We start from the raw sequence: 25,871 nt of genomic DNA on the forward strand, positions 1-25,871 counted from the left end.
CCAAATCTGATAGCTTGCATGACGGACGGTCTCCTCCGCTGGGGTTCAACAACACGACCAGCTTGGCACATTCGATGCCGCAAGGGGCCGTCCACCCATCATTCTAGGGCGGAGCAAGAAGCGAAGCGACGCGACGCAGACCCTAGAATCCATGCCGGGGCTCGGAAGCGCTGCGACGGTGCGGAATCCTGCTCCGCTGCGCTCTTCAACCAAGGTCACGGAATGGATCCTAGGGTCTCCGCGACGGAGCTTCGCTCCTGCTCCGCCCGTGGATGACGAAGTTGGGAGCGCGTCGGCCAATCTCAAAATGTTGGGGGATGGTCCACTGAAACGATTTTGGCGGAACAATATTGGCCGGCAACAAGACCGCCCAGGCGCGTGCACACCTAGCCGTCGTCACCGCCGCTGCGCCGGCGGCAGCGCCAGTTCCAGTCGCGCTCGGGGCCGACGTCGACATGGACCGATTCGGTGTGGCAATAGGTGCCGACGCCACCGCGGCCGGGCATGGTCCTGATGTAGTTCGCCAGCTCCCATTTGGAGACGCCGGGCACCTGGATGTCGGCGGCAGCGCAGTACATGTGCAGCGAATTCTTGGCGCCGTTGGCGCGGCGGTTGCGGGCAGGGTCGCGGTAGCCTGACGTGACCATCATCTTGCGACCGTAATGGCCTTCGATCGTCTTCAGCACGCGCACCAGCGACGGCTTCAGGCAGGCGACATCGACGCTTTCGTTCTGCTTCAGCAGGCCGTTGGGCGCGAGCCGGGCCATGCCGGCGGCGGACGCAACCTGATAGGAGCCGCCGATTGGACCCTCGTCCTCATTGAGGTCGACGTCGCTTTCGTCGTCGAGGCCGGATTTGCGCTTGATCTCGAACAGCGCCGTCTGGCGCACGCCAGGCAAGGCATCACTGCCGGTGATATGACCGGCGTCATCACCGGTCGAGGCCAGCTGTATCGGCTTTGCCGTGGCGTCGGCCGAGGCCAAAGTGATGATCGGCTTTGCCGCCGCCGCAGGCTTGGCCTGCACGGCCGGCTGTTCACCCGATCGCGTGTTGATCAGCGGAGCCGGTGTGGCCGAAGCGGGCGTGGCGCCGAACATCGAGGCCAGGAAGCCCCGTTTCTTCGGCGCCTCGGCTTGTGGCGGCTCACCCGCGGTCACATAGACCGGATTGTTCATCACCGGCGCCGCGGCCGGCTTTGGCGTTGTCACCGCGGCATCGGCGGCGGCGATTTTCTGGGCGACCGCGTCGGTCTGCTGCGCCGTCTGTGCCGGCTGCTGCAAGGCCTGCGGTGTTTGTCCCGCGATCGATTCAGCGCCGGCCGGCGTTATCAGCGGAAACGCGGCTTGCGGCTTGGCTATCGGCACGTAGGCGACTTTTTCGGGAAGCGCGGTATCGCCCTCGCTCATCACGGTCGTTTGCGTGGCCGTTGTCTGAGATGTCGAATCGGCGGTGGCGACGGGCTTGCCGGTGGCGGCCGCGTTGACGTCTGCGGCGGAGGCAGCGTAGCCGGGCATTCCGACTGACATTGTCGGGTCGCCGGCCGAGGTGCAGGAGGCCAGGAGCACGGAGCAGAGCGCTGCCAAAATGACGCGGCGTTCTCCCTTTGCGAGGCTCCATCCTGCTGATTTCAAAGTCAAATTCCCCCTCGATGTCCGGTCGGTATGCCCTTGGCAGCACTGGAAGTCGCTGTCCAAGGTGACCTTTGTCTCCGATCCGGAAACGAGACCTGTGTCAAATCCGCAAGCCTGGAAGTATTTTTGCAGTGATTGCCGAATTGCGGCTGCTTGATGGTTGACGACACCATTTCGCTCGCTTTTGACAAGCCGTCAACTCACCAGACATTACAGTCCGTTACACACGCACCTTCACATAGCTGCCGGGAGCATCGCCCAAGGTTTTCATATGCTTGCCGGGTTTGCGGGCAGGCACGCGGGTGTTGTCCTTGGCCTCGATCCAGCTTTGCCAGTGCGGCCACCAGGATCCCTGATGGTCGGTTGCCTTGGCCACCCACTCGCCGAAATCTCCGTTCGGCGCGCCGCCGGTCCAGTACTGGTATTTGTTGGATGCGGGCGGATTGACGACGCCGGCGATATGACCCGATCCCGCCATCACGTACTCGACCTTGCCGCCGAAATATTTCGAGCCGAGGAAGACGGACAGCGCCGGCGCGATGTGATCTTCCCGCGAGGCGAGGTTGTAGATCGGAATGGTGACATCGCCGAGCGAGACCGTATGCCCCGCCAGCTCCATCGTGCCACGCGAGAGGTTGTTCTCGAGATAGCAATTGCGCAGATAGAAGGAATGGTTGGCCGCCGCCATGCGGGTCGAGTCGGCATTCCAGTAGAGCAGGTCGAAGGGCAGGGGATCCTTGCCGCGCATGTAGTTGTTGACGACATAGGGCCAGATCAGGTCGCCGGAGCGCAGCATGTTGAAGGCGGTCGCCATCTTGGTGCCGTCGAGATAGCCCTTTTCGTTCATCGACTTTTCCACCGCCGCGACCTGTTCCTCGTCGACGAAGACTTTCAGGTCGCCGGCATAGGTAAAGTCGACTTGCGTGGTGAAAAAGGTCGCCGACTTGATGCGGTCGTCGCCTTCCCTGGCCATCAGTGCCAGGGCCGCCGCCAGCAGCGTGCCGCCGACGCAGTAGCCGATCGCGTTGACGTCGCGCTCGCCGGTGGCCTGCTCGATGGTGTCGAGGCCGTATTGCAGGCCTTCCCTGATATAGGCTTCCCAGTTCTTGGCGCCGTGGCGCTCGTCCGGATTGATCCAAGAGATGACGAAAACGGTGTGCCCTTGCTCGATCGCCCAGCGGATGAAGGATTTCTGCGGATTGAGGTCGAGTATGTAGAACTTGTTGATCCAGGGCGGGCAGATCAGCAGCGGGCGTTTCAGCACCGTCGCGGTCGCCGGATCATACTGGATGATCTCGGCGACATCGCTGCGGCCGACCACCTTGCCGGGTGTGGTGGCGATGTTCCTGCCGATCTCGAAGGGCGAATAGTCGGCCTGGCGCAGTTTCAGGTCGCCCTTGCCGGCGGCGATGTCCTCGGCCAGCATCTTCATGCCGCGCACCAGGTTCTCGCCATTGGAAGCGACGGTCTCGCGGAACAGTTCCGGGTTCGTCAGAATGAAATTCGACGGCGAGATGGCATTGGAGACCTGCTTGACGTAGAAGCTCGCCTTGTGGCGGGTGTGCTCGTCCAGACCTTCGGCGTGCTCGACCAGTTCGGACGCCCAGCGCGAGGTGACGAGATAGGCCTGCTTGAGGAAATCGAAGAAGGCGTTTCGGCCCCATTCCGGGTCCTGGAAACGCTTGTCGCCACGCTCCGGCTTGACGGCGTCGTCGGTGCCTTCGGCGTTGGGGCTGACGCGCTGGATGGCGTTCGCCCATACGGTCATATAGCCGGCGAACAGCCGCGTCTGCGCTTCGAGCGCGCGCTGCGGGTCGGCGAGCCAGTATTCGCTGAGTTTGGAAAACGTCTTGACCATGTCGACGACCGGCTCGGCGACGTGGTCACGCACTTCGCCGCGCTCGCGCGGTTCGGCCCAGGCGGACGCCGCCTTGCCGGCCTGCTCGATCATGCGCGCCATGTTCAACGCGAAGCGCTCCGGATCCTTCACCAGATATTGCTCGACGGTCGAAGGCTCGTCATCTTCCGTTTTGCCCGAATCGGGTGTTTTGGACATGGTTCGCGGGGTTCCTCCCGAAGCGTTTTCTTGACATATTAACATGGGACATCCGACAGGGTCCAATCTCGCTCTACCTCGGCTGCCAAGGAAACAATATGACGAATAATATTGGCGAGACTGTTTTTTTTGGTGCCGCACGGTTTTGCCGCATCGGCGCGGCGATCGTCCTTGTGGGGATCGCCGGGTGTTCGAGCACGAATACCAGCGCTCCGGTCCCGATGGCCGAGAATGCCGGTCCAAAGGATACCGGCACCTTTCCGAACCTCAACATCCCGCCCAAAGTGGCGAACAAGCAGCTCACGCCAGCCGAGACGAACGCCAAGCTCGCCGAACTCAAGGCTGACGGCAGCGCGCAGGGCGCAAAAAGCGGCGGCGGCGCCACGGTCGCCAATCAGGCGGCACTGGCGGACCTAGCCACGAAACATGGCCCGCAGGCGCTGAAGCAGATCGAAGGCAAATGCGATCCCGCCCTCGACCCTACCTGCAAATGAGTATATAGCGCGCGCCCAATACCCCTTTTGCTGTCTGGAACTGCCATGGAAGAGTTTCACAAGGTCCGCCGGCTTCCGCCTTACGTGTTCGAGCAGGTCAACCGGCTCAAGGCCAGCGCCCGTTCGCGCGGCGCCGACATCATCGACCTCGGCATGGGCAATCCGGACCTGCCGACGCCCAAGGCCATCGTCGACAAATTGTGCGAAGTGGTGCGCGATCCGCGCACGCATCGCTATTCCTCCTCACGCGGCATTCCCGGGCTGCGCCGCGCCCAGGCCGCCTATTATCAGCGCCGCTTCGGCGTGAAGCTCAACCCCGACACGCAAGTGGTGGCCACGCTCGGCTCGAAGGAAGGTTTCGCCAACATGGCGCAGGCGATCACCGCGCCTGGCGACGTCATCCTGTGCCCGAACCCGACCTATCCGATCCATGCCTTCGGCTTCATCATGTCCGGCGGCGTCATCCGCTCGCTGCAGGTCGAGCCGGACGACGGTTTCATCCCGGCGCTTGAGCGCGGTGTCCGTCACTCGATCCCGAAGCCGCTGGCGCTGATCCTCAACTACCCGTCGAACCCGACGGCGCTGGTCGCCTCGCTCGACTTCTACAAGGACGTGGTGGCGTTCGCGAAGAAGAACGACATCATCATCCTGTCCGACCTTGCCTATTCGGAGATCTATTTCGACGGCAACCCACCGCCTTCGGTGCTGCAGGTGCCCGGCGCCATCGATGTCTGCGTCGAGTTCACCTCGATGTCGAAGACCTTCTCCATGCCCGGCTGGCGCATGGGTTTTGCCGTCGGCAATGAGCGGCTGATCTCGGCGCTGACCCGGGTGAAGTCCTATCTCGACTACGGCGCCTTCACGCCGATCCAGGTGGCGGCGGCCCATGCGCTCAATGGCGACGGCGCCGATATCGCCGAGGTGCGCGAGGTCTACCACAAGCGCCGCGACGTGATGGTCGATTCTTTCGGGCGCGCCGGCTGGCACATCCCGGCCCCGGCCGCCTCGATGTTCGCCTGGGCGCCGATCCCCGAACCGTTCAAGCATCTCGGCTCGCTCGAATTCTCCAAGCTGCTCATCGAGCACGCCGATGTGGCGGTGGCTCCCGGTGTCGGCTTCGGCGAACATGGCGACGATTTCGTGCGCCTGGCGCTGGTGGAGAACGAGCACCGGATCCGCCAGGCGGCGCGCAACATCAAGCGCTTCCTGTCGACCAGCGCCAAGCAGCCCAACAATGTGGTGCCGCTGTCCGCCCACCGGTAAGCAAAAATTCGATCTGATTTTGAGGGACGTCGCCTTCCATGGCTGAAGCTCTGCGTGTTGGAATTGCCGGACTTGGCACGGTCGGTGCATCAGTGGCGCGGGTGCTGCGCGACAAGGCGGCGGAACTGACCCGGCAATGCGGGCGCGACATCGTCGTGTCGGCGGTTTCGGCGCGCGACCCGAAACGCGACCGTGGCGTCGACGTCAGCGCCGCACAATGGTTCGACGATCCGGTCAAGATGGCGCAGACGGCCGAGATCGACGTGTTCATCGAACTCATCGGCGGCGACGAAGGACCGGCGCGCCTGTCGGTCAAGGCGGCGCTCGAAGCCGGCCGCCACGTCGTCACCGCCAACAAGGCGCTGCTCGCCAAGCACGGCGTGGCGCTGGCCGAGATCGCCGAGAAGAAGGGCGTGCTGCTCAACTACGAGGCGGCGGTGGCGGGCGGCATTCCCGTCATCAAGACGATGCGCGAGGCGATGGCCGGCAATTCGGTCACCCGCGTGTTTGGCATTCTCAACGGCACCTGCAACTACATTTTGACCCGTATGGAGGCCGAGGGCATCTCGTTCGATGCCTGCCTGAAGGACGCGCAGCGGCTGGGCTACGCCGAGGCCGATCCGACCTTCGACATCGAGGGGCATGACACCGCGCACAAGCTGTCGATCCTGACCAGCCTTGCCTTCGGCACGAAGATCGCCGCCAACGACATCTATATGGAAGGCATTTCCAACATCACCCAGGCCGACATCCGCGCCGCCGGCGATCTCGGCTACCGGATAAAGCTGCTCGGCGTTGCCCAGCGCACCGAAAGCGGCATCGAACAGCGCGTGCACCCGACCATGGTGCCGACCGCCTCCGTCATCGCGCAAGTGCATGGCGTCACCAATGCGGTGGCGATCGAGACCGACATCCTTGGTGAATTGCTGCTCTCCGGCCCTGGCGCCGGCGGCAACGCCACCGCCTCTGCCGTCATCGGCGACGTTGCCGACATCGCCAAGAGCCGGCCCGGCTTCCAGCATGGCCCGGTCTTCGGCCGGCCGGCGAAGGAGCTCAGGCCCTACAAGAAGGCGCAGATGCGCAGCCATGCAGGTGGCTACTTCATCCGGCTGACCGTGCACGATCGCATCGGCGTCTTCGCCGCGATCGCCAAACGCATGGCCGACAACGATATTTCGCTGGAATCGATCGTCCAGCATGCGGTCAACGGCGAGGCGGCGGCGCAGAAGACGGTAATCCTCGTCACCCACGAGACCACCGAGGCCGCCGTGCGCAAGGCCGTCGACGGCATCACCAAGGACGGTCACCTGACCGACAAGCCGCAGGTCATCCGCATCGAGCGGGCAGGGTAGCTTCGTCCCGGGTAACCGCCGGTCTTGCGGTCGGCCCGATGGCGATCAGCCACAACCGGCCGGAACGAATTCGTTGCGGCGCCGTTCTCTTGTTCAGCGAGCAAGGGAACCACTTCATGGCCGATACCAACAAGTCCGACACCCCAGCCATCGACGACATCCAGAAAACGCTGGAAAAGCAGATCGCCGAACTGCGCAAGGAGATCACCAGGATCAACAAGAGCATTTCGGCGCGGGGCGCGGAAATGCTCGATGACGCCAGCGAGCAGGCTTCGGATTTCTATGAGACGGCCGCGGCGCGTGCATCGCGCACGGCACAACAGCTGCGCAGCCAGGCCCAGGCGGTTTCGGAAGTCGCGCGCGAAAACCCGGGCACGACGACCGCCCTGGTCGGCGTGATCGGCCTGCTCGGCTTCCTGGCCGGGATTGCCGTCGGCCAGTCGATGAACAACGATACGTCGCGCCGCTGGTATTGAGCGCGCCGGTAACGAGCCGGCAATGCCGGCTCGTCTTCCCGTTTCAGGAATTCATTTGAAGGAGGGCGTCATGGCTTCATCCATGTTGATCGGCATCCTGATCACATTCCTCGTCATCATTCTCGTTCTCTATCTCGTGCAGCGCCTGCCGCTCGACGCCAGGATGCGGCAGATCGTGCAGGTCATCGTTATCATCATCGGCATCATTTCGCTGCTCAGATATCTCGCGGTTTTCTAGATCGCGACGGCAAAACTCAGTGCTTCTTCAAAGCAGCCCGGTCGTTTCCGACCGGGCTGCAATTTTGTTGAGAATATGGTTCAATCGATTGATATTGCTCACCTTTCGATAAAACATCCGGCAGGTCTTGCCGTTGTCATGCTCGTTTGACAAAACAGGCTCGCCTCCGGCGGGAGGCGGTACGCCAACGAGGATTTGCCAAACATGAATGTGGCCCAGAACATCGTCGCCGGCCTTGACCGGATACTCACCATGGAACTGGTGCGCGTCACCGAAAGGGCCGCGGTCGCGGCCGCCAGGCTGCGCGGCCGCGGCGACGAGAAGGCCGCCGACCAGGTCGCTGTCGACGCCATGCGCCAGGAGCTCAACCGCCTTGCCATCAAGGGCACGGTGGTGATCGGCGAGGGCGAACGCGACGAGGCGCCCATGCTCTATATCGGCGAGGAGGTCGGCACCGGCAAAGGACCGGCGGTCGACATCGCGCTCGATCCGCTCGAAGGCACGACGATCTGCGCCAAGAACCTGCCCAACGCGCTTGCGGTCATCGCCATCGCCGAGAAGGGCAGCCTGCTGTTCGCGCCCGACGTCTATATGGACAAGATCGCCATCGGTCCAGGCTATGCCGAAGGCGTCATCGATATCGACGCTTCGCCGGCTGAGAACATCGCGAGCCTCGCCCGGGCCAAGGGCGTCGCGGTGTCCGACATCACCACCTGCATCCTCGACCGGCCGCGCCACGCCAAGCTGATTGATGCCGTGCGCGCCACGGGAGCCGCGATCCGTCTGATCGGCGATGGCGACGTCGCCGGCGTCATCCACACCACCGACCCGGAGGAAACCGGCATCGATCTCTATCTTGGCACCGGCGGCGCCCCGGAAGGCGTGCTGGCCGCGGCTGCATTGCGCTGCACCGGCGGCCAGATGCAGGGCCGGCTGATCCTCGATACGCCTGAAAAGGTCGCGCGCGCCGCCAAGATGGGCATTTCCGACCCGAAGCGGATTTATCATGCGGAAGACATGGCGCGCGGCGACGTGCTGTTCGCGGCCACCGGCGTCACCGACGGCAACATGCTGGCCGGCGTCAAATTCGGCCGCACCTATATCACCACTCACACGATCGTGCTGCGCTCCTCGTCGCGGACCGTGCGCGAGATCAAGGCGCGGCACCAGGATCTGGATAAGTTCTAGGCCTCCTTGCGAAGCCGCAGCGCAGTTGCTAGCCCTTGGCTGCATCTGAACCTGGTGGCGCAAGGATTGACGATGAATGCGTTCGACTGGCACGCGGATCTGATTTCGCGTGCCACGCCCATCACGAAATCCTATCGCAACACCCAGAATGTGCGCCGCTATTTCACGCGCGAATGCGGCGACACGTTCAGGTTCGATCGGCCTTTCATGGCCTGGCTCAAGGACGGCCGGGAAAAGACGATGGGAGACGCGGCCGACGAATGGGTCCGGCGCCAGGCTGAAAAGCGGAAAGCGTAGTTTCTCTTGAATTCTCCTGCGACGCCACCCGCCGCGAACCGCCCGGTTTTGCCTGTCTTTGGCCCTGAAGCGCGTCTCGTCCACGCGCAGCACCTTAAGCTGTCGTTTGCGCATGTCGTTACCCCAAAACCGCTGCACAATTTTGGTCGATATGCACTATCCTGCTGCCAACCATGAATTGGCAGGGCGCATGATGGGCGAAAGGCGCCTTTTCCTCGATGTCAGGCAGTCGGCGACCGGTCTCTCCTGGGAGCACCGGCTGACCGAACGGCAGGACATGGTCGCGCTTGCCATCGCGCAAGGTCATGGCGTGCCCGACATCGTCGCGCGCGTTCTGGCCGGACGCGGCGTTACCGCCGATGAGACCGAGCGCTTCCTCGACCCGACGATCCGCGACCTGTTGCCCAATCCGGCCTCGCTGACCGAAATGGACAAGGCCGCCACCCGCATCGCCGCGGCGGTGATGGCGCGGGAAAAGGTGGCAATCTTCGGCGACTATGATGTCGACGGCGCTGCCTCGTCAGCCTTGCTGAAGCGGTTTCTGGCGCATTTCTCCATACCGTCGGAAATCTATATTCCGGACCGTATCTTCGAGGGTTACGGCCCCAATCCCGACGCCATGCGCGAACTGGTCTCGCGTGGGGCTAAACTGATCGTCACCGTCGATTGCGGCACCAACAGTGCCATTTCCGTCGATGCGGCCAATGAAGCCGGCGCCGATGTCGTGGTGCTCGACCACCATCAGGTCGGCGGCGCGTTGCCGGCGGCGATTGCCGTGGTCAATCCAAACCGTGACGACGATCTTTCCGGGCAGGGGCATCTGTGCGCCGCGGGTGTCGTCTTCCTCGCCCTGGTGCAGACCGCAAAAATCCTGCGTGGCCTGAGCGATGTCGCGCCGCCCGACCTGCTTTCCCTTCTCGATCTTGTTGCGTTGGCAACCGTTTGCGATGTGGTGCCGCTCACCGGCGTCAACCGCGCCTTTGTCGTCAAGGGCCTGCAAATGGCGCGCCAGCAGAAGAATGAAGGCTTGGCCGCATTGGCGCGGGTCTCCCGCGTCGGCGAGCCTATCAGCACCTTTCATCTCGCCTATCTGATCGGGCCGCGCATCAATGCCGGGGGGCGCATCGGCGATGCGGCACTTGGCAGCCGGCTGCTCGCCACGGACGATCCGGTCGAGGCCCGGACCATCGCCGAGACGCTCGACCGGCTGAACCAGGAGCGGCAGCTTATGGAGCAGGAGATGCTGGCCGCGGCGCGTGCCGAGGCCGATGCCGAGCTTGGTGGCGGCACTGGCCCGGCGATTGTCGTCACCGCCAGCAACAACTGGCATCCCGGCATCGTCGGCCTGCTCGCCTCAAGGTTGAAGGATCATGCGCGCCGGCCGGCTTTCGCCATCGCCTTCAACGCTGTGGGCATTGGCACCGGTTCGGGCCGCTCGGTGTCGGGCTTCGACCTCGGGCGGCTGGTGCGCGAAGCCGCCGATGCCGGGCTGATCGTCAAGGGTGGCGGTCATGGCATGGCGGCCGGCATCACGGTGGAGCGCGCCAGGCTGGGTGAGCTGAGGGCGTTCTTCGAGGAGCGGGCGGCCGCCGACGTGTTTCGGCTGCAGGATGAGGAGAGCCTGGCGATCGACGGAGCGCTAGCGGCCGAAGGCGCGACGCTCAGCCTGCTCGACGCGCTGGAAAAGGCCGGCCCCTTTGGCGCCGGCCACGTCGCGCCGGTCTTCGTGCTGCCGCGCCATCGGCTGGCCGACGCCAGGCCGGTTGGCACCAACCATATACGCTGCGAATTGCAGTCGGATAGCGGCGGCCGCATCCAGGCGATCGCCTTTCGTGCCGTCGATACGGTGCTTGGCGAATTCCTGTTCAAGAACCGGGGCAAGAGCGTGCATGTCGCCGGCTCGCTGTCGGGCAATTACTGGAATGGCAACCGCACGGTGCAATTCCGCATCGTCGATGCGGCGCGGGCGTAGCTGCGTCAGTATCTATGCGGCTTGGTTTGCCGGCGCATAACGCAGCAGCGTCACGCCTTGGGGCAGGCTTTCCGTGCCAAGCGGCTCCAACGCCAGCGCCAGGCCGGACTGGAAGTATGCCTTGCCGCCTCCCAGCACGACCGGGTGCATATAGAGCCGATATTCGTCGATGAGACTGGCTCGCGCCAGGCAGGCGGCAAGATCGGCACCACCGAGGATGACGAGGCCATCCGTCTCCGTCTTGAGGGATTTCACCATGGCTTCGGCATTGCCATTCACCAACCGGGCGTTAGGCCCGACCTGGCGAAGCGTGGTCGAGAACACGATCTTCGGCGTCTCTCGCCAGGCGCGGGCAAAGTCCCGCTCGACCTCGGTGGCGCCGGTCTCGCGGTCAGGGCTGTCCCAGAAGCGCATCGTCTCGTACATCCGCCGCCCGGCAAGGATAGCTGAAGCCTGCCGCATAATGTCATTGAAATGCTGATGCAGCTCCGTCTCGGGGACCGGCAAGCCAATGTCCCCGTCCGGCCCGGCGATATAACCATCCAAAGAGGTGAGCATGGAATAGACGATTTTGGCCATCAGTATGCCTCCGTGTAAGGAGCACAGGCCAGCATAACCAATTGCATTTTACAATCAGATTTTCACAGCTGGGCAAATGACATTACCGCCACGCATCAAGGGTGCGGCATCGCCCCGTCGATGGGACGCAACGCACGGTGTTTTTCAGAGGGTGGCTGGCCTCAGGCGAGAACGGTCTGCAGCCGGGTCAGTTCGCCGATCTGCGCCATCGTCGCCTGATAGCCGAGCTGGATTGCCTCGTCGGCACGATGGAATTCGGTGAGGCCGATATGGCTGAGTTTGGGCTGCAGCGACATGTCGGGCGGATCGCCGGCCAACCTGGCGCGCGAGATGCGGTCCTGGATGATGTTGAAGGCCTCGACCATGACGCCGGTGATGCCGAGCCGCGTCTGATGCGACTGGTGCTCCGCGCCGATCTGGCCGGGCCGCGGCGCATCCTTTTCGATGACCAGCTCGCCGGCGCTGTGCTTGATGACGGCGGCGCGGCCGAACAGATCGTAGTGAAGGTTGACCGCCACGACGAGCGGCTGCTCGTAGGCGCGGCAGACCGACACCGGCACCGGATTGACCAATGCGCCATCGACCAGCACGCGGCCGTTGCAATTCACCGGCTCGAACACGCCAGGCAATGCGTAGGATGCGCGCATGGCGGTAATCAGTGAGCCGCTCGACAGCCAGATTTCGTGGCCGGTGCGGATTTCGGACGTGACTGCGACGAACGGCTTGGCTAGGTCCTCGAAGCGGACGCCCGCCACATGCTCACGCAGGCGGGCATCGAGTTTCATGCCGCCGAACAGGCCGCTGCCGCGCAGATTGAGATCGAGCAGGCCGAAAATGCGCCGCTTGGTGAGGCTGCGGGCGAACTCTTCGAGCTCATCCAGTTTGCCGGCGAGATAACAGCCGCCGACCAGTGCGCCGATGGAGGTGCCCGCGATCATCGACACCTCGATGCCGGCTTCATCGAGTGCGCGCAACACGCCGATATGAGCCCAGCCTCTTGCGCAACCGCCGCCCAAAGCGAGCGAAATGCCTGTCTTCTTGGAAGATTTCGTTTCGGATGCGCCGCCGGAAGAGGTCAGGCCGTTGGCCTCCCTGACATCCGGTCTGTTCCGCAATGACGCCCACTCGAGCATCATGATCTCCCTTGTCCCAAGACTAATATACGGACAGGCCGTATCGAAATGATGAATCTGTGTGGTCGGCGTGAGGCAGAAGGTTCAAGACGATGGTTTCCGATAGGTGATTTCCGCATCGAACAGCGGCTTGCTGCCGTCGTCAACAAGCGTCCCCTTGCCGTCGACAAGCCCCACCGTCCGATAAAAGCATGAACGCCGGCCAGTGTGACAGGTTGCGTCGTGGCCCAACACTTTGACGCGCAGCCACAATGCATCCTGATCGCAGTCGGTGCGCATCTCGACGACGTGCTGGAAATTGCCTGAGGTTTCGCCCTTCTTCCAAAGCGCGTTGCGCGAGCGCGACCAGTAATGGGCGATGCCTGTTTCCAGCGTCAGCGCAAGTGCCTGGGCATTCATATGCGCGACCATCAGGAGCATGCCGTCTTCAGCGTCGGTGACGACGACGGTGACAAGGCCAGCAGGGTCGAAGCCTGGTGAGAACACCGCGCCTTCCTCCAAGGCTTTCTTGTCTGACGGAGCTTTGGGAAATTCCAGTGCCGACATCGCCGGTGTATCTTCCTGTTTGACCATGATCTTACCCGAAAACCGGTCCGCGTTTTTCGGAATCATGGCCTAGCGATATCGGCCTAGACGTTATGCCCCACCGCCGCGAACCATGGTGACGAACCGAACCTGCTCCTCGGGCGTGTCCTTGAAAACGCCGGTGAAGGTGGAGGTGAGGGTGGCGGAGCCCTGCTTGCGGATGCCGCGCATGGCCATGCACATGTGCTCGGCCTCGATCATGACGGCGACGCCGCGCGGGTTGAGCACGTCCTGGATGACGCCGGCGATTTGCGCGGTCAGCGCTTCCTGCGTCTGCAGGCGATGGGCGAAGATATCGACGACACGCGCGATCTTCGACAGGCCGACGACCTTGCCATCCGGCAGATAGCCGACATGTGCCTTGCCGATGATCGGCACCATGTGGTGCTCGCAATGCGAATGGAAGTGAATATCCTTGACGATGACGAGATCGTCGTAGCCGGCGACCTCCTCGAAGGTGCGGCCGAGTTCCTCGGCCGGGCACATGTCGTAGCCGCCGAACATTTCGCGGAAGGCCTTGGCTACGCGCTTGGGCGTGTCGATCAGCCCCTCGCGGTCCGGGTTGTCGCCGGTCCAGCGCAGCAATGTGCGCACGGCCGCCTCGACCTCGGCTTCGCTCGGTCGGTCGGTGACCGGCTTTTCCATATAGGCGGACTGGGGCATGAATTTCTTGATGACGGCATCCATAAAAGGCGTCTCCCGTAGTTCCTCTCAGGGAGGAACGAGTTGAACGGACCACGACCTTTCGGTGTCGGAAACTCGCCCTGTTTCCAGCCCCGTAAGCGGCGTGAACTTCCCGGCCGGGACAGCGGCGCTCATCGCCTTGTCGTTACCGGACTGCCAGCATTATATAAGGTCGTAGCGAGCGAAAGGAAGACGCAGCAGCGGCAATCGCTGTTCGCTTGGCGGCGACGGATTGGAAAATAATGATCAACGATGTCTACAACGCGAAAATTCTCGGTTTTGCCGGAAACATCGCCCGCATCGGCCGGCTCGATCATCCGGACGCGACCGCCAAGGCGCATTCCAAGCTGTGCGGTTCGACCGTTACCGTCGATCTCAAGATGGAGGACGGCGTGGTCACCGACTTCGCCCATGACGTGAAGGCCTGCGCGCTCGGCCAGGCGTCGTCCTCGATCATGGCACAGCATGTCGTCGGCGCGAGCGCCGAGGAGTTGCGTACGGTGCGCGACACCATGCTGAAGATGCTGAAGGAGAACGGCGCGCCGCCGGAAGGCCGCTTCTCCGACCTGAAGTACCTCGAACCGGTGCGCGACTACAAGGCACGGCATGCCTCGACCATGCTGACCTTCGACGCCGTGGTCGACGCCATAGGCCAGATCGAGAAGAAGCGGGCCGAACAAGCAGCCTGACCTTGCCATTTCCGCTTTTCACGATGCGCGGACTTAGCGGCAACCCGCGACACAGTTCTCTCAAGGGAATGATGTTCGTTTGCAGCCTTGCCGGCGCACTCGTGTGAGCAGCGGCTCAAGCCGGGCCGACGTGGCAGTCACGTGGAATATTCACGACTATCTCATGAAGGCTATCCAGGCCTGTTGGGCAGTGCCTGCAGATGCCACAAGCGTTGCGCGCGTGCGGATCAGCTTGAACAAGGACGGTTCGCTTGCCGGTCCACCAAAGATCCTCGACCCCTTGAAACCACTACGAGACAAGGTTGTCGAAGCCGCCGTGCGGGCAATCACGCGCTGCGCGCCATTTTCCGGGCTGATGCCTTACGCGGCCCATTATCATCTGTGGCGCGAGGTCGTCCTCACATTCCGACCGGCACAGGACACAACGGACAGGCCTCCGGCGGTCAGGGTAAACGACATCGACAAGCTCCTCGAAAAATACAAAAAGGCAAGGTAGTGGGAGGCTCGGCCCGGGAACCGGCTTAGACCTTTGCTTCCAGTGTCCGTCTGCTTTCGGCAAATTCACTTCTGACCCAGTCGGCGAACGCGGTGGCCGGCTCGGAAAGCTCCTTCAAGCTCCTTGCCACCAGCCAGTAGGCGCCAGACGCGACGTCAATGTCGAACGGCTTGATCAGCGCGCCGGTTTCGAGCTCGTTGCCGATCTGCAAGATATCGCCCAGCGCCACGCCATGTCCGAGCAGGGCGGCCTGCTTTGAAAGCGATATATCCGCCAGCATCGGCCCCCGCGCGGGCACGGCATCGGCGGGCACGCCGGCGGCTTCGAACCAGCGCGTCCAGCCCTGGCGATTTTCCTCATGCAAAAGTGTGTAGCGGGCAAGGTCGATCGGCTGCTCGAGGGGAGGGCCCGAGGCGAGCAGCGCCGGCGACAGAACCGGTGAATCGACTGTGGAGGCAAGCCGCTCTGCCTGGCTGCGGGGCCAGGAGGTCGCGTTGGCGCTGAAGCGCAAGGCGAGCTCGGGTTGATCGCTGCGGAATTCGATCGGCCTGGCATCGACTTCGAGGGACACGTCGATATCGGGCCGCAACTGGCGAAACCGGTTGAGCCGGGGCACCAGCCACACGGAGGCAAGCGACGGCTCGACGCTGACACGAACCACTGACTGCGCCGGGGCTGCCACCAATTCGCCGAGCAGCCGATCGATGACGTCGAAACTTCTGACAAGCTGATCAAGCAGCCGCCGGCCGCTGTCGGTCAGTTCGACGCGGCGATGGTGACGTTCGAATAAGGGCTGGCGCAGGAAGGTTTCAAGCTCGCGGATCTGGCGGCTGATCGCCGCCTGGGAAACGAAAAGCTCCTCGGCGGCCTTGCTGAAGCTCAGGTGCCGGCCCGCCGCCTCGAAACTTCTCAATGCCGTCAACGGCAGGCGCCCGCGCTTCATTCGCATAACCCAGGATTATCCGAAGTGGAAATTATACTCGTTTGAAGGCCAAGGCCAGCGGCTGTCTAATCGCGTCAAAGGAGACCGACCATGATCCAGGTCCTGAGCATCTTTGGCGATGTCATGCGGATCGTAACATTCCAATGGCGTGACGACAGACACCATGCAAAACGCAGCGGAGAGCCGGTCCGCCCCGGCCGCTGGGCGCCTCCGGTTGACAGGCAACCGTTTCGTCGCTCCCGCCCATGACAGCACAGAGGATGGCGACGGGGATTGCGTTCTCCAGCCGGAGCTCACATCTATCGCGTGGGAAACGCGATACGGAGACAGCGGTGCGCGACCATCATGGGCATGCGCATAGCGCCAGACCACCAGGGCGTGGCCGCAACTGGCCCGGCCCATGGCGCAAGACTCCTGGCCGTCTCATCGGGACGTCGTTCGTACGTCTCTACCAGCTGACTTTATCCGGTTTCGTCGGCAATTCCTGCCGGCATCTGCCGACCTGTTCCGAATACGCGCATGAGGCGATTGCCCGCCATGGCCTATGGGCCGGCGGCTGGATAGGATTTTTCCGCGTGCTGCGCTGCGGACCCTTCGGCACGCATGGCATCGATCTGGTGCCGGAAGTGCTGGCGGACCGTTATGTCTGGTTCATGCCCTGGCGGTACTGGCGGATCGGCAGAAAGCGCGCTGGAACACAGGCATGACGGCGCCGGCCACGCAACGGCCGGCGCCGCACGTTTACGATCCGGTAGGGTTAACGCAAGCCTGCACAAAGACTGCGCATTTGAGACAAAATCGAGACAAGAGACCTCGCTAAGCCCGCTCGCGAACACCCCTCTGGAGCGAGCATCAATGCGTAACATCGACCGTCTTCCCTTTATCCTGGCTGGAGTCCTCTTCCTGCTCGCCTGGCTGCTGGGCTTCCCGATGCGCGCGCAATCTGCGCCGCTTGGGGACGTGCAGTGCACGCTGATCGCCGATGCGGCGAGCGGCAAGGTGCTTTATCAGGACGGCACCTGCGACCAGCGGTTCAGCCCGGCTTCGACGTTCAAGGTGCCGCTTTCGCTGATCGGCTATGACGCCGGCATCCTGAGCGACGAGCACACGCCGAGCTGGGACTACAAACCCGAATTCGATGCGGTGAAGCGGGATCAGAAGACTGTCGATCCGGTGATCTGGGAACGCGATTCGATTATCTGGTATTCGCGCGAGATTACGCGCCGGCTTGGAGCTGAGAATTTCGCCGGCTATGTATCAAAACTCGACTATGGCAACAAAGACGTTTCCGGCAATCTCGGCAAGAATGACGGCCTGAGCCATTCCTGGGTGAACTCCTCGCTCAGGATCACGCCGGTCGAGCAGGTCGATTTCCTGCGCAAGCTGCTGGCCCGCAAATTGCCGGTCTCGGCCAAGGCCTACGACATGACAACAGCCATCATCCCGACATTCCAGGCCGGAGGCTGGACGGTGCAAGGCAAGACCGGCAGCACAAGGCTCGCCAACGATGCCGACAAGATCAGGGATAAGCGTTCGCTTGGCTGGTTCGTCGGCTGGGCGAATAAGGATGGCCAGCAGATCGTCTTTGCCCGCCTGGTCGTCGATGCCACCCGCACCGATATGCCAAAAGGCCTCAAGACGCGGGCGGCGTTTCTGAAAGACGTGCCGCTGCTGGTGAAATGAGTTTGGTTTCTACGCAATTCCGGACGGAAAACCGCCGTACACTTTTCCTGGAATTGCTTAGGCGCTTCGACGCGCGCGGATGATATGGCCGCCGGAAGTGTTCGTCATTCCCTTCGGGGCATCGGAAAAACGGGCGGCGATATCGCCGCTCTCGATATCTTCGATCTCATCGAAGCCGAGCTCACCCAGGGATTTCGCCAGCTCGGTCGGAACAAAGAAGCTGATCCATGGCTCTCCGACAGACGCGACGCGCGCCGCATGGAAGGCCAGCGCGGCCTGTCCCGCCGCGTCGCGGTTCTCAACCGGTTCGCTGTAGTCGAACACGACCTCCGAGCCCGGAAAGCCAGCGATCCAGGTCAACGTGTTGAAGATCGCTTCCTTCGTCAGGTAGGGCACGACCCCCAGCCAGATGAAGAAGGCCGGCGCGATCGACTGCAGGCCGGCCGCGGCCAGTTCCGCGGACAGGCTTTGCCGCTCGAAATCGACCGGCACGAATCTTGTCGCGGCGGGCTCGGCAAGACCGCTATCGGCAATGCATTTGCGTTTCCAGGCTTGCGTGGCCGGGTGATCGACTTCGAACACGCTGAGGTCGCGATACGGATTGCGCAGCAAAAAGGTATCGAGGCCGGCGCCAAGTACGACGAGTTGGCGGACACCGCGACGTACCGCCGCCGCCAGCCAGTCCTCGGCGAAGCGGGCGCGCGCCGCCACGAACAGGCGCATGCGCTGGCGGCGCTCGTCTTCCTGCTCAAGCTCCTGCGCCGCGGGAGCGGCTTCACCCAGAATCGCAATCGCGTAGGGATCGCGAAACAACCCTGCCTGCGGTGAGAATTGATGCAGAGCCCTCATGCGGGCGACGCCAAGGGCGGTTCGGCTGGGTGTTGTGTTTTCCATATCGACAATTCCAGACGATTGCGGTGATGTGCGCAAGCCTGGGCGCCGGGTCTGCGACATCTCTGCCGACATTTCCTGACGGCCGGGCCAGTCAGAACTCTTTACCTGACGCGGCACTGCCTCTAAAACCCGCCCGCTGCCGTTTGCCCGTGATTGGCGCATCCGGCTTTATCTTATGCATGTCGTAACCCCAATATCGCCATACACTTTTGGGCGACAGGCATTTCAACCACCCGCGCTCGTTTGCGGGACTGGATAGGAGAACCATATGCTGAATTCCGTTTCCCTGACATTTCCCGACGGCTCCGTCCGCGAATACGACGCGGCGATGACCGGTGCCGGCCTTGCCGAATCGATCTCGAAGTCGCTGGCCAAGAAGGCCGTCGCCTATGCCATTGACGGTACGGTGCGCGACCTCTCCGACCCGCTCGGCAAGTCCGGCAAGGTCGAGATCATCACCCGCGACGATGCGCGCGCGCTTGAGCTTATCCGTCACGACACCGCGCACGTGCTGGCGGAGGCCGTGCAGGAATTGTGGCCGGGGACGCAGGTGACCATCGGACCGGTGATCGAGAACGGATTCTACTACGACTTCGCCCGCAACGAGCCGTTCACGCCGGACGACTTCCCGGTGATCGAGAAGAAGATGCGCGAGATCATCGCGCGCAACAAGCCGTTCACCAAGGAAGTCTGGTCGCGCGACAAGGCGAAAAAGGTGTTCGCCGACAAGGGCGAGCGTTACAAGCTCGAACTGATCGACGCCATTCCCGAGGATCAGGATCTCAAGATCTACGCGCAAGGCGACTGGTTCGATCTCTGCCGCGGTCCGCACATGGCCTCGACCGGCCAGATCGGCAATGCCTTCAAGCTGATGAAGGTGGCCGGTGCCTATTGGCGCGGCGACTCGAACAATCCGATGCTGACGCGCATCTACGGCACGGCCTGGGCCGACCAGGCGCAGCTTGAAGCCTACCAGACGATGCTGGAGGAGGCCGAGAAGCGCGACCACCGCAAGCTTGGCCGCGAGATGGACCTCTTCCATTTCCAGGAAGAGGGGCCGGGCGTCGTCTTCTGGCACGCCAAGGGCTGGAAGATGTTCCAGAACCTGGTCAACTACATGCGACGCCGCCTCGACGAGCAGGGCTACCAGGAGGTCAACGCGCCGCAGGTGCTCGACAAGAGCCTGTGGGAAACGTCAGGCCACTGGGGCTGGTATCGCGACGCCATGTTCAAGGTCACGGTCGCCGGCGACGACACCGATGACGACCGCGTCTTCGCGCTGAAGCCGATGAACTGCCCGGGCCATGTGCAGATTTTCAAGCATGGGTTGAAGTCCTATCGCGATCTGCCCGTAAAACTTGCAGAATTCGGCAATGTGCATCGCTATGAACCGTCGGGCGCGCTGCACGGGCTGATGCGCGTGCGCGGCTTCACGCAGGATGATGCGCATATCTTCTGTACCGAGGAACAATTGGCGTCGGAATGCCTGCGCATCAACGATCTGATCCTGTCGACCTATGCCGATTTCGGCTTCGATGAAATCAGCGTCAAGCTGTCGACGCGGCCCGACAAGCGTGTCGGCACAGACGAGGCGTGGGATCATGCCGAGGCGATCATGGGCAGCGTGCTGGAGACGATCAGGACGCGGTCCGGCAACCGAATCAAGACCTCGATCAATCCGGGCGAGGGCGCCTTCTACGGTCCGAAGTTCGAATATGTGTTGAAGGACGCCATCGGCCGCGAATGGCAGTGCGGCACCACGCAGGTCGATTTCAACCTGCCGGAACGCTTTGGCGCCTTCTACATCGGCTCCGATTCGGAGAAGAAGCAGCCGGTCATGGTGCACCGCGCCATCTGCGGTTCGATGGAGCGTTTCCTCGGCATCCTGATCGAGAATTATTCCGGCCATTTCCCGCTGTGGTTCGCGCCACTGCAGGTGGTGGTGGCAACGATCACCTCCGAGGCGGACGGCTACGCGACCGAGGTCGTGGCAAAACTGAAAGCCGCCGGTCTTTTGGCTGAAGCCGACCTGCGCAACGAGAAGATCAACTACAAGGTCCGCGAACACTCGCTGGCCAAGGTGCCGGTGATCCTCGTCTGCGGCAAACGCGAGGCGGAGGAACAGACGGTCAATATCCGCCGGCTCGGCTCGCGCGACCAGGAATCGCTTGGCCTTGCCGAGGCGATCGCGCAACTGACCGAAGAAGCGGTTACGCCGGACCGCAGGCGCAAACGCGCTGCCTGATCCGCATGGTTCCCAGGAATGGCGGTGGAGCGATCCACCGCCATTTTCATATCCCTGTCACGCCAACCTTGTAACGAGCCCTCATGCTCAAGCTGAAGACGCGCGAAAAACCGTTTCCCGAGCTTTCCTATGCCAATCCGCGACAGCCGGCGCTGACGCGCTGGGTCATCCATTCCATTGAAGGCCTGTCGGGGCGCGATCGCTATGCCGCGCTCTATGATTTCTGGCGCCGCCAGGTGGTGCCGACAGGCGAGCGCGTGTTCAGCCGCATGCTCGACCTTATCGATGTGCGGATACGGACCGCCGACCAGTGGCCGCCCACGCCATTGCCGGACACACCGCTGGTGATCGTGGCCAACCATCCGTTCGGCATCGGCGACGGCATTGCCGTGCTGTCGCTGGTGGAGCAGCTCGGGCGGCCGTTCCGGGTGATGATCCACAAGGATCTGCTCAAGATCCGCGAGATGGAGCCCTATTCGCTGCCGATCGACTTTTCCGAGACCAAGGACGCACTGAAGAACAATATGGCCGTGCGCCACGAGGCTGTGCGGCTGCTGAAGGAGGGCGTCACCATCGTGGTGTTTCCCGCCGGCGGCGTCGCCACCGCGCCGAAAGGTTTTGGCCGGGCGCGTGACCTGCCATGGAAGATGTTCCCGGCGCGTCTGGTGCAGGATGCGAAGGCGTCCGTCATTCCGATGCATTTTTCCGGACAAAACGGTCGCCTGTTCCATCTGGTTAGCGGGCCGATGAACATGGCCGAGCGCGATGGCCGCGTGGCCAAATTCGTCGGTAAGGCTTCGCTGACGCTGCGCCTCTCGATGCTCATCCACGAATTCGCGCGGCTTTCCGGCAAGGCGATCGACGTGCGCGTCGGCGATGTGCTGAGCTGGAGCGAGCTGGAGCCGCTGCGCGACCGCAAGGCATTGCTCGAGCGGCTTTACCGCGGCGTGTTCGACCTGGCGCCGCAAGTGCCGCGCCGACGGATTCCTTTCCTGCCGGCACGTACCAAGCTGGCTGCCTGAAAGTTGGAGATTCGCAGCAGGGGCTAATCCGCCCCTTCTTCGGGGTCCATGGCCGCGGCTTCGATCGCCAGAACCTCGATTTCCTGGTTCTGCCCGGCCACGACCGTGAAATCCTTCTGGTAGATGCGGTCGCGGTTCTTGGCGATGATGGTGTAGTCGCCCTCGGCAAGCACCATCGAGGCGAAGGCGCCGACGGTCTCCTTGATCGGATCGCCGGATTCGTTGAGCAGCGACCAGGACGTGTCGGCGATGGCTTCGCCACCGGCTTCGCGCACCAGCTTCATCGTGATCTCGGCGGCGTGATGCTCGACGGTGGCTTCGGTCAGCTTGCCGGCCTCGACGCGGATGTCGGAGCGAATGACTGCATTGACCGCGCCATAGGTCGACACGATGTGGTAGATGCCGGCATTGAGCCGCACGACGCTGTTGGGCTCGACATCGGGAATGATCAGCGCGCGGTCGCCATTGGCAGCGGCGGTACCCTCATAGATCGAGAAGCGCAGTTTTTTCGGGGGAATGCGCACGCCGCCTGACAGAACCGCGTCGAGCTTCAGGCCGCCGGCATCGAGCACGAGGCTTTCACGCTTGGCTTCCTTGCCGACAGTGATGCGCTTGGTGGCGCCGGCGCGGCCATAGGAGGCATGCACCAGATAGCTGCCGGGCTCGAGCTGGAACACGGCGCTGCCGCCATGCGCGGAGGCGACCATCGGCAATTTGCCGTTGACGGGTTCAGGCTTGAAGACACGCCAGACGAGGCCGCGGGTGATGTCGGTGCCCTTGTCGGTCAGCTGGGCCGACAAAGTGATAGCGCCACCGCCGCCAAGCGCTAGCGGGGTTTCGCTCTTGGGCTTCGCATAGCTCGAAATTCCGGGGAGTTTCAGGTCGCCCACGCCGTCCTTTTCCTGCGCAGCAGCCAGGGAGACCGGCAGCAGGAACAGCGCGGCACAGAGCCAGACCAGGAAAAGACGCAGTCGCCCCTCAAACATGCCTTGCGTTGAAGCCCAAGGCGGTGGCAATTTCAAGGCTTAAGAGTCCAATGCATAGACTCTTCAGCCCGGCGCTTGCGCGCCTTTGCCCGAGCCGCCCGAATTCCCGATGGTGCGCTTCAGCTCAAAACAGAGTGTTCAGGAGACCAGCGCCCATGGCGTCGCCGATCATCGACTTCCTGCTGACGCGAAATTCAGCGCCGATTCCCGACCTCAAGGAGCCGGCGCCAAGCGACGCCGATATCGCAACGATGATCGCCGCCGCCACGCGCGTACCTGACCATGGCCGGCTCGAACCCTGGCGCTTCGTCCTCTATCGCGGCGATGTCCGCATCGAGATCGGCAAAAAGCTGGCAGCGCTTGCCGAACAGCGGGAGGGGCCACTGCCCGAGGGCCGCCGCAACCAGGAACTGGCGCGCTTTTCCCGTGCGCCGCTGGTGATCGGCGTGGTGTCGGTGCCGAAAGAGAACCCCAAGATCCCGCAATGGGAGATGTTCCTGTCCGGCGGCATGGCGGCGATGAACCTGATGATCGCAGCCAATGCGCTGGGCTATGGCACAAACATGATCAGCAACTGGTATTCCGACGTTCCGGAGGGCAGGGCGCTCCTTGGGCTGGCGCCGCAGGAGCGCGTCGTCGGTTTCGTCCATATCGGCTCTTATGCCGGCCCGGCGCCGGAGCGGCCACGGCCCGATCCGGCAAGGCTCTATGCCGACTACTCGGGACCCTGGGCGGACTGAATGTTCTACGAACCGTCGAAGGGGCACGGGCTGCCGCATGATCCGTCGAAGGCGATCGTGGCGCCGCGGCCGATCGGCTGGATATCGGCGCTGAATGGGGCAGGCGAGATCAACCTGGCGCCATACTCCTTCTTCAACACCGTTTCGACGCGGCCCTTCATCGTCTGGTTCTCCTCGGAGGGCGAGAAGGACAGCGCCTCCTTTGCCCAGGAGACCGGCGAGTTCGTTGCCAATCTGGTCAGCCGCGATCTTGCGGAGAAGATGAATTATACGTCCGTCAACGCGCCGCGCGGTGTCAACGAATTCGTCTATGCCGATCTCGCCATGGCGCCTTCGCGTCTCGTCAGACCGCCGCGCGTGGCGGCCGCGCCTGCCGCGCTGGAATGCCGGGTGACGGAGGTGTTTCGCCCGAAGGCGCTGGACGGAACGCCGACGAGCGCCGTCGTTGTCGCCGGTGAGGTGGTCGGCGTGCACATTGACGACGCTTTCCTGAAGGACGAGCTGTTCGACATCACCAAGGCCGGCAATGTGGCTCGTCTCGGCTACATGGACTACGCCAGCGTGAACGAAGTCTTTTCGATGCGCCGGCCACGCTGGGGCAAGGAGTAGGTTCAGACCTGGCAGATCACCGCGCCTTGTCGGCTTTCCTCCGGGCTGTCATGACGGCCCTGATATAGCCGGGCTCTCCGATCCGAATGCTGCCGTCGGGAAGGCCGAGTATGCGGTCGAGAGCGATTTCGTAGAGCCTGACGCGTTTTTCCAGGACTTCGATCGCGACCTCCATGTCGGCGTCGCTGTCGCCGTCGATCGCCTTGGCGACGACATCATGCGTGGCCAGACCGAACTGCATGACGATGTCGGCGACACCCTCGGGATCGAAGGTCCTGAAGGTGCCATCTTCGACACCTTGCCGGATGATCCTGACCAGCAGGGGCGAAAACGACGCGTTGGCCGCCAGGTTGATGCGGTGGAAAAGCACCAGATTCTCCGGCCGAAACATCGTTTCGAAAAGAGCCCAGGCCTCCGCCGCGGTCTCGATCTTGGCCTGTCGCGACTGGCTGAGCAGGCCGTTCAGGCGGCCAAGCGGATCGAGGCCGGGATCGTCGACTACACCCTGGACGCCTGCCAGCGCCTGTCTCGCGAATCGGTCGGCCAAGGCTTCGAGAAGAGCCTCCTTGGAGGCGAAGTAGTGATAGAAGGCGCCTTTCGAGATGCCGGCGGAGGCTATCACGTCATTGAGGCTCGCTCTGTCGTAGCCCTGCGTCAGGAACAGCGTCTGGGCATGGTCCAGAATGTCTTCTCGTCTGATCTCTGGATGCTTGATGACACGGGGCATGGCGAAACTTCTGCACGCGACGGCCGTTCCCGTCCAGCACGGATATCAGATAGTCCGCTTGAAATACAGACCACTGGTCGGTATGATAGACTATTGGTCTGTTTTGGCCGATGCGGCGAGGGCCATAACGTGGAAGGCCAATCGTGATCGCGAAATTGCTTCTTCAGACGTTCATCTGGTTCGGTGCCATGGGTGCCTTGCTCTTCCTGTCGGCGGGCACCTTTGCCTGGCCAGGAGCCTGGGTCTATCTGGTGGTGATGGTGGGGCTCAGCCTCACCATGGGCGTGACGCTGGCGCGGCGCGATCCCGGCCTGATGAATGAGCGGCTGAGCCCTCCCATCCAGAAGAATCAGACCGCCGCCGACAAGGTCCTGCTCTCCATACTTCTCATCGGCATCTTCGGCTGGCTGAGCTTCATGGGATTCGACTTCCGTTTCAGATGGTCGGCGGTCCCCTTCTGGGCGCAGGCGGTCGGCGCGCTGGTCCTGCTGGTCGGAATCTGGATCTGCTACCTGACCATGCTGGAGAACAGTTTCGCCGCACCGGTGGTGAAGATCCAGGACGAGCGCGGACAGCGCGTGATCACCACGGGACCTTACAGCTACGTTCGCCACCCGATGTATGCCGGCGCCATCCTCTTCTTCGCCGGCACGGCGCTCCTGCTTGGTTCCTGGTGGGGGCTGGCATCGGTGCTCGTGTTCATCGTTCTCCTGGCCATCCGCACCTTCATCGAGGAAAAAACCCTGCGTACCGGCCTGCGCGGCTATGACGATTACGCAACCCGGGTGCGCTATCGCCTGATCCCGATGGTCTGGTAGCCGCCGCGCCAGACCGGTGCATCAGGAGAGCGGCTTCGGCGATGCGATAGGGTTGGCACATCGACCTTGGG

The 25,871-nt window shown here is 62.8% G+C and carries 27 protein-coding genes; 17 read left to right on the plus strand and 10 right to left on the minus strand.

Annotated elements, in window-relative coordinates:
* Positions 1 to 386: 386 nt before the first annotated feature.
* Both ACWGS8_RS31335 and ACWGS8_RS31340 read right to left on the minus strand, forming a co-directional pair.
* Complete coding sequence (locus ACWGS8_RS31335) at positions 387 to 1,637, minus strand: YcbK family protein (RefSeq protein ID WP_454584569.1); 1,251 nt, start codon at positions 1,635 to 1,637, stop codon at positions 387 to 389.
* 214 nt (positions 1,638 to 1,851) lie between these two features.
* Positions 1,852 to 3,687: a PHA/PHB synthase family protein gene (locus tag ACWGS8_RS31340; protein ID WP_454584570.1), complete on the minus strand. Its 1,836-nt coding sequence runs from the start codon at positions 3,685 to 3,687 to the stop codon at positions 1,852 to 1,854.
* 221 nt (positions 3,688 to 3,908) lie between these two features.
* Between ACWGS8_RS31340 and ACWGS8_RS31345 the strand changes: the two genes are divergently transcribed.
* The 8 genes from ACWGS8_RS31345 to recJ all read left to right on the plus strand — a co-directional run bounded on the left by ACWGS8_RS31345 (position 3,909) and on the right by recJ (position 10,967).
* Positions 3,909 to 4,181, plus strand: a complete 273-nt coding sequence (locus tag ACWGS8_RS31345) for a hypothetical protein (RefSeq protein ID WP_454584571.1) — start codon at positions 3,909 to 3,911, stop codon at positions 4,179 to 4,181.
* Positions 4,182 to 4,226: 45 nt separating this feature from the next.
* On the plus strand, positions 4,227 to 5,444 hold the full coding sequence (locus tag ACWGS8_RS31350; RefSeq protein WP_454584572.1) for an LL-diaminopimelate aminotransferase: 1,218 nt from the start codon (positions 4,227 to 4,229) through the stop codon (positions 5,442 to 5,444).
* A 38-nt stretch (positions 5,445 to 5,482) separates the two neighbouring features.
* Entirely contained in the window at positions 5,483 to 6,796 is a 1,314-nt protein-coding gene (locus ACWGS8_RS31355) for a homoserine dehydrogenase (RefSeq protein WP_454584573.1), read from the plus strand.
* Between the two features lie 116 nt (positions 6,797 to 6,912).
* On the plus strand, positions 6,913 to 7,272 hold the full coding sequence (locus tag ACWGS8_RS31360; protein ID WP_454584574.1) for a hypothetical protein: 360 nt from the start codon (positions 6,913 to 6,915) through the stop codon (positions 7,270 to 7,272).
* Positions 7,273 to 7,342: 70 nt separating this feature from the next.
* The gene (locus tag ACWGS8_RS31365; protein WP_010909767.1) at positions 7,343 to 7,510 is read left to right on the plus strand and encodes a Thivi_2564 family membrane protein; all 168 of its coding nucleotides are present in this window, start codon (positions 7,343 to 7,345) and stop codon (positions 7,508 to 7,510) included.
* 204 nt (positions 7,511 to 7,714) lie between these two features.
* The gene (gene glpX, locus ACWGS8_RS31370) at positions 7,715 to 8,698 is read left to right on the plus strand and encodes a class II fructose-bisphosphatase (protein ID WP_010909766.1); all 984 of its coding nucleotides are present in this window, start codon (positions 7,715 to 7,717) and stop codon (positions 8,696 to 8,698) included.
* Positions 8,699 to 8,770: 72 nt separating this feature from the next.
* Complete coding sequence (locus ACWGS8_RS31375) at positions 8,771 to 8,995, plus strand: DUF6434 domain-containing protein (protein ID WP_454584575.1); 225 nt, start codon at positions 8,771 to 8,773, stop codon at positions 8,993 to 8,995.
* Between the two features lie 190 nt (positions 8,996 to 9,185).
* Positions 9,186 to 10,967: a single-stranded-DNA-specific exonuclease RecJ gene (recJ, locus tag ACWGS8_RS31380; protein WP_454584576.1), complete on the plus strand. Its 1,782-nt coding sequence runs from the start codon at positions 9,186 to 9,188 to the stop codon at positions 10,965 to 10,967.
* A gap of 12 nt (positions 10,968 to 10,979) precedes the next feature.
* Here recJ and ACWGS8_RS31385 read toward each other — a convergent pair whose 3' ends face one another.
* The 4 genes from ACWGS8_RS31385 to folE form a co-directional block, all read right to left on the minus strand.
* On the minus strand, positions 10,980 to 11,546 hold the full coding sequence (locus ACWGS8_RS31385) for a dihydrofolate reductase family protein (RefSeq protein WP_454584577.1): 567 nt from the start codon (positions 11,544 to 11,546) through the stop codon (positions 10,980 to 10,982).
* 161 nt (positions 11,547 to 11,707) lie between these two features.
* A complete protein-coding gene (locus ACWGS8_RS31390; protein ID WP_454584578.1) occupies positions 11,708 to 12,679 on the minus strand; it encodes a patatin family protein in 972 nt (323 codons plus the stop codon).
* 84 nt (positions 12,680 to 12,763) lie between these two features.
* Positions 12,764 to 13,225: a phosphoribosyl-AMP cyclohydrolase gene (hisI, locus tag ACWGS8_RS31395; protein ID WP_454584644.1), complete on the minus strand. Its 462-nt coding sequence runs from the start codon at positions 13,223 to 13,225 to the stop codon at positions 12,764 to 12,766.
* 90 nt (positions 13,226 to 13,315) lie between these two features.
* On the minus strand, positions 13,316 to 13,951 hold the full coding sequence (folE, locus tag ACWGS8_RS31400; RefSeq protein WP_454584579.1) for a GTP cyclohydrolase I FolE: 636 nt from the start codon (positions 13,949 to 13,951) through the stop codon (positions 13,316 to 13,318).
* A gap of 239 nt (positions 13,952 to 14,190) precedes the next feature.
* Between folE and ACWGS8_RS31405 the strand changes: the two genes are divergently transcribed.
* Positions 14,191 to 14,637 (plus strand): iron-sulfur cluster assembly scaffold protein, encoded by a 447-nt coding sequence (locus tag ACWGS8_RS31405; protein ID WP_454584580.1) that lies wholly within the window; start codon positions 14,191 to 14,193, stop codon positions 14,635 to 14,637.
* A gap of 163 nt (positions 14,638 to 14,800) precedes the next feature.
* Positions 14,801 to 15,133, plus strand: a complete 333-nt coding sequence (locus ACWGS8_RS31410; RefSeq protein WP_454584581.1) for a hypothetical protein — start codon at positions 14,801 to 14,803, stop codon at positions 15,131 to 15,133.
* 25 nt (positions 15,134 to 15,158) lie between these two features.
* Here the strand turns inward: ACWGS8_RS31410 and ACWGS8_RS31415 are convergent, their stop codons facing one another.
* Complete coding sequence (locus ACWGS8_RS31415; RefSeq protein ID WP_454584582.1) at positions 15,159 to 16,076, minus strand: LysR substrate-binding domain-containing protein; 918 nt, start codon at positions 16,074 to 16,076, stop codon at positions 15,159 to 15,161.
* Positions 16,077 to 16,408: 332 nt separating this feature from the next.
* Between ACWGS8_RS31415 and yidD the strand changes: the two genes are divergently transcribed.
* Both yidD and blaOXA read left to right on the plus strand, forming a co-directional pair.
* Positions 16,409 to 16,783, plus strand: coding sequence for a membrane protein insertion efficiency factor YidD (gene yidD / locus ACWGS8_RS31420; protein ID WP_454584583.1), 375 nt, complete (start codon positions 16,409 to 16,411; stop codon positions 16,781 to 16,783).
* 148 nt (positions 16,784 to 16,931) lie between these two features.
* Positions 16,932 to 17,759 carry a class D beta-lactamase gene (gene blaOXA, locus ACWGS8_RS31425; RefSeq protein ID WP_454584584.1) on the plus strand — a complete coding sequence of 276 codons (828 nt, stop codon included), beginning with the start codon at positions 16,932 to 16,934 and terminating at the stop codon, positions 17,757 to 17,759.
* Between the two features lie 57 nt (positions 17,760 to 17,816).
* Here the strand turns inward: blaOXA and ACWGS8_RS31430 are convergent, their stop codons facing one another.
* The gene (locus ACWGS8_RS31430; RefSeq protein ID WP_454584585.1) at positions 17,817 to 18,713 is read right to left on the minus strand and encodes an SAM-dependent methyltransferase; all 897 of its coding nucleotides are present in this window, start codon (positions 18,711 to 18,713) and stop codon (positions 17,817 to 17,819) included.
* 208 nt (positions 18,714 to 18,921) lie between these two features.
* Here ACWGS8_RS31430 and thrS point away from each other — a divergent pair, with 208 nt between their 5' ends.
* Positions 18,922 to 20,898, plus strand: coding sequence for a threonine--tRNA ligase (thrS, locus tag ACWGS8_RS31435; protein ID WP_454584586.1), 1,977 nt, complete (start codon positions 18,922 to 18,924; stop codon positions 20,896 to 20,898).
* A gap of 83 nt (positions 20,899 to 20,981) precedes the next feature.
* Complete coding sequence (locus ACWGS8_RS31440) at positions 20,982 to 21,920, plus strand: lysophospholipid acyltransferase family protein (RefSeq protein WP_454584587.1); 939 nt, start codon at positions 20,982 to 20,984, stop codon at positions 21,918 to 21,920.
* 23 nt (positions 21,921 to 21,943) lie between these two features.
* Here ACWGS8_RS31440 and ACWGS8_RS31445 read toward each other — a convergent pair whose 3' ends face one another.
* Entirely contained in the window at positions 21,944 to 22,906 is a 963-nt protein-coding gene (locus ACWGS8_RS31445) for a hypothetical protein (protein ID WP_454584588.1), read from the minus strand.
* A 155-nt stretch (positions 22,907 to 23,061) separates the two neighbouring features.
* Here ACWGS8_RS31445 and ACWGS8_RS31450 point away from each other — a divergent pair, with 155 nt between their 5' ends.
* Together ACWGS8_RS31450 and ACWGS8_RS31455 are read left to right on the plus strand one after the other, a co-directional pair.
* Positions 23,062 to 23,646: a nitroreductase family protein gene (locus ACWGS8_RS31450; protein ID WP_454584589.1), complete on the plus strand. Its 585-nt coding sequence runs from the start codon at positions 23,062 to 23,064 to the stop codon at positions 23,644 to 23,646.
* The gene (locus ACWGS8_RS31455; protein WP_454584590.1) at positions 23,647 to 24,255 is read left to right on the plus strand and encodes a flavin reductase family protein; all 609 of its coding nucleotides are present in this window, start codon (positions 23,647 to 23,649) and stop codon (positions 24,253 to 24,255) included.
* A gap of 16 nt (positions 24,256 to 24,271) precedes the next feature.
* Here the strand turns inward: ACWGS8_RS31455 and ACWGS8_RS31460 are convergent, their stop codons facing one another.
* Complete coding sequence (locus tag ACWGS8_RS31460) at positions 24,272 to 24,982, minus strand: TetR/AcrR family transcriptional regulator (protein ID WP_454584591.1); 711 nt, start codon at positions 24,980 to 24,982, stop codon at positions 24,272 to 24,274.
* 143 nt (positions 24,983 to 25,125) lie between these two features.
* Here ACWGS8_RS31460 and ACWGS8_RS31465 point away from each other — a divergent pair, with 143 nt between their 5' ends.
* A complete protein-coding gene (locus ACWGS8_RS31465) occupies positions 25,126 to 25,800 on the plus strand; it encodes a methyltransferase family protein (protein WP_454584592.1) in 675 nt (224 codons plus the stop codon).
* The last annotated feature ends 71 nt before the right edge of the window (positions 25,801 to 25,871 follow it).

It is taken from the genome of Mesorhizobium sp. 43Arga, from assembly GCF_053714255.1.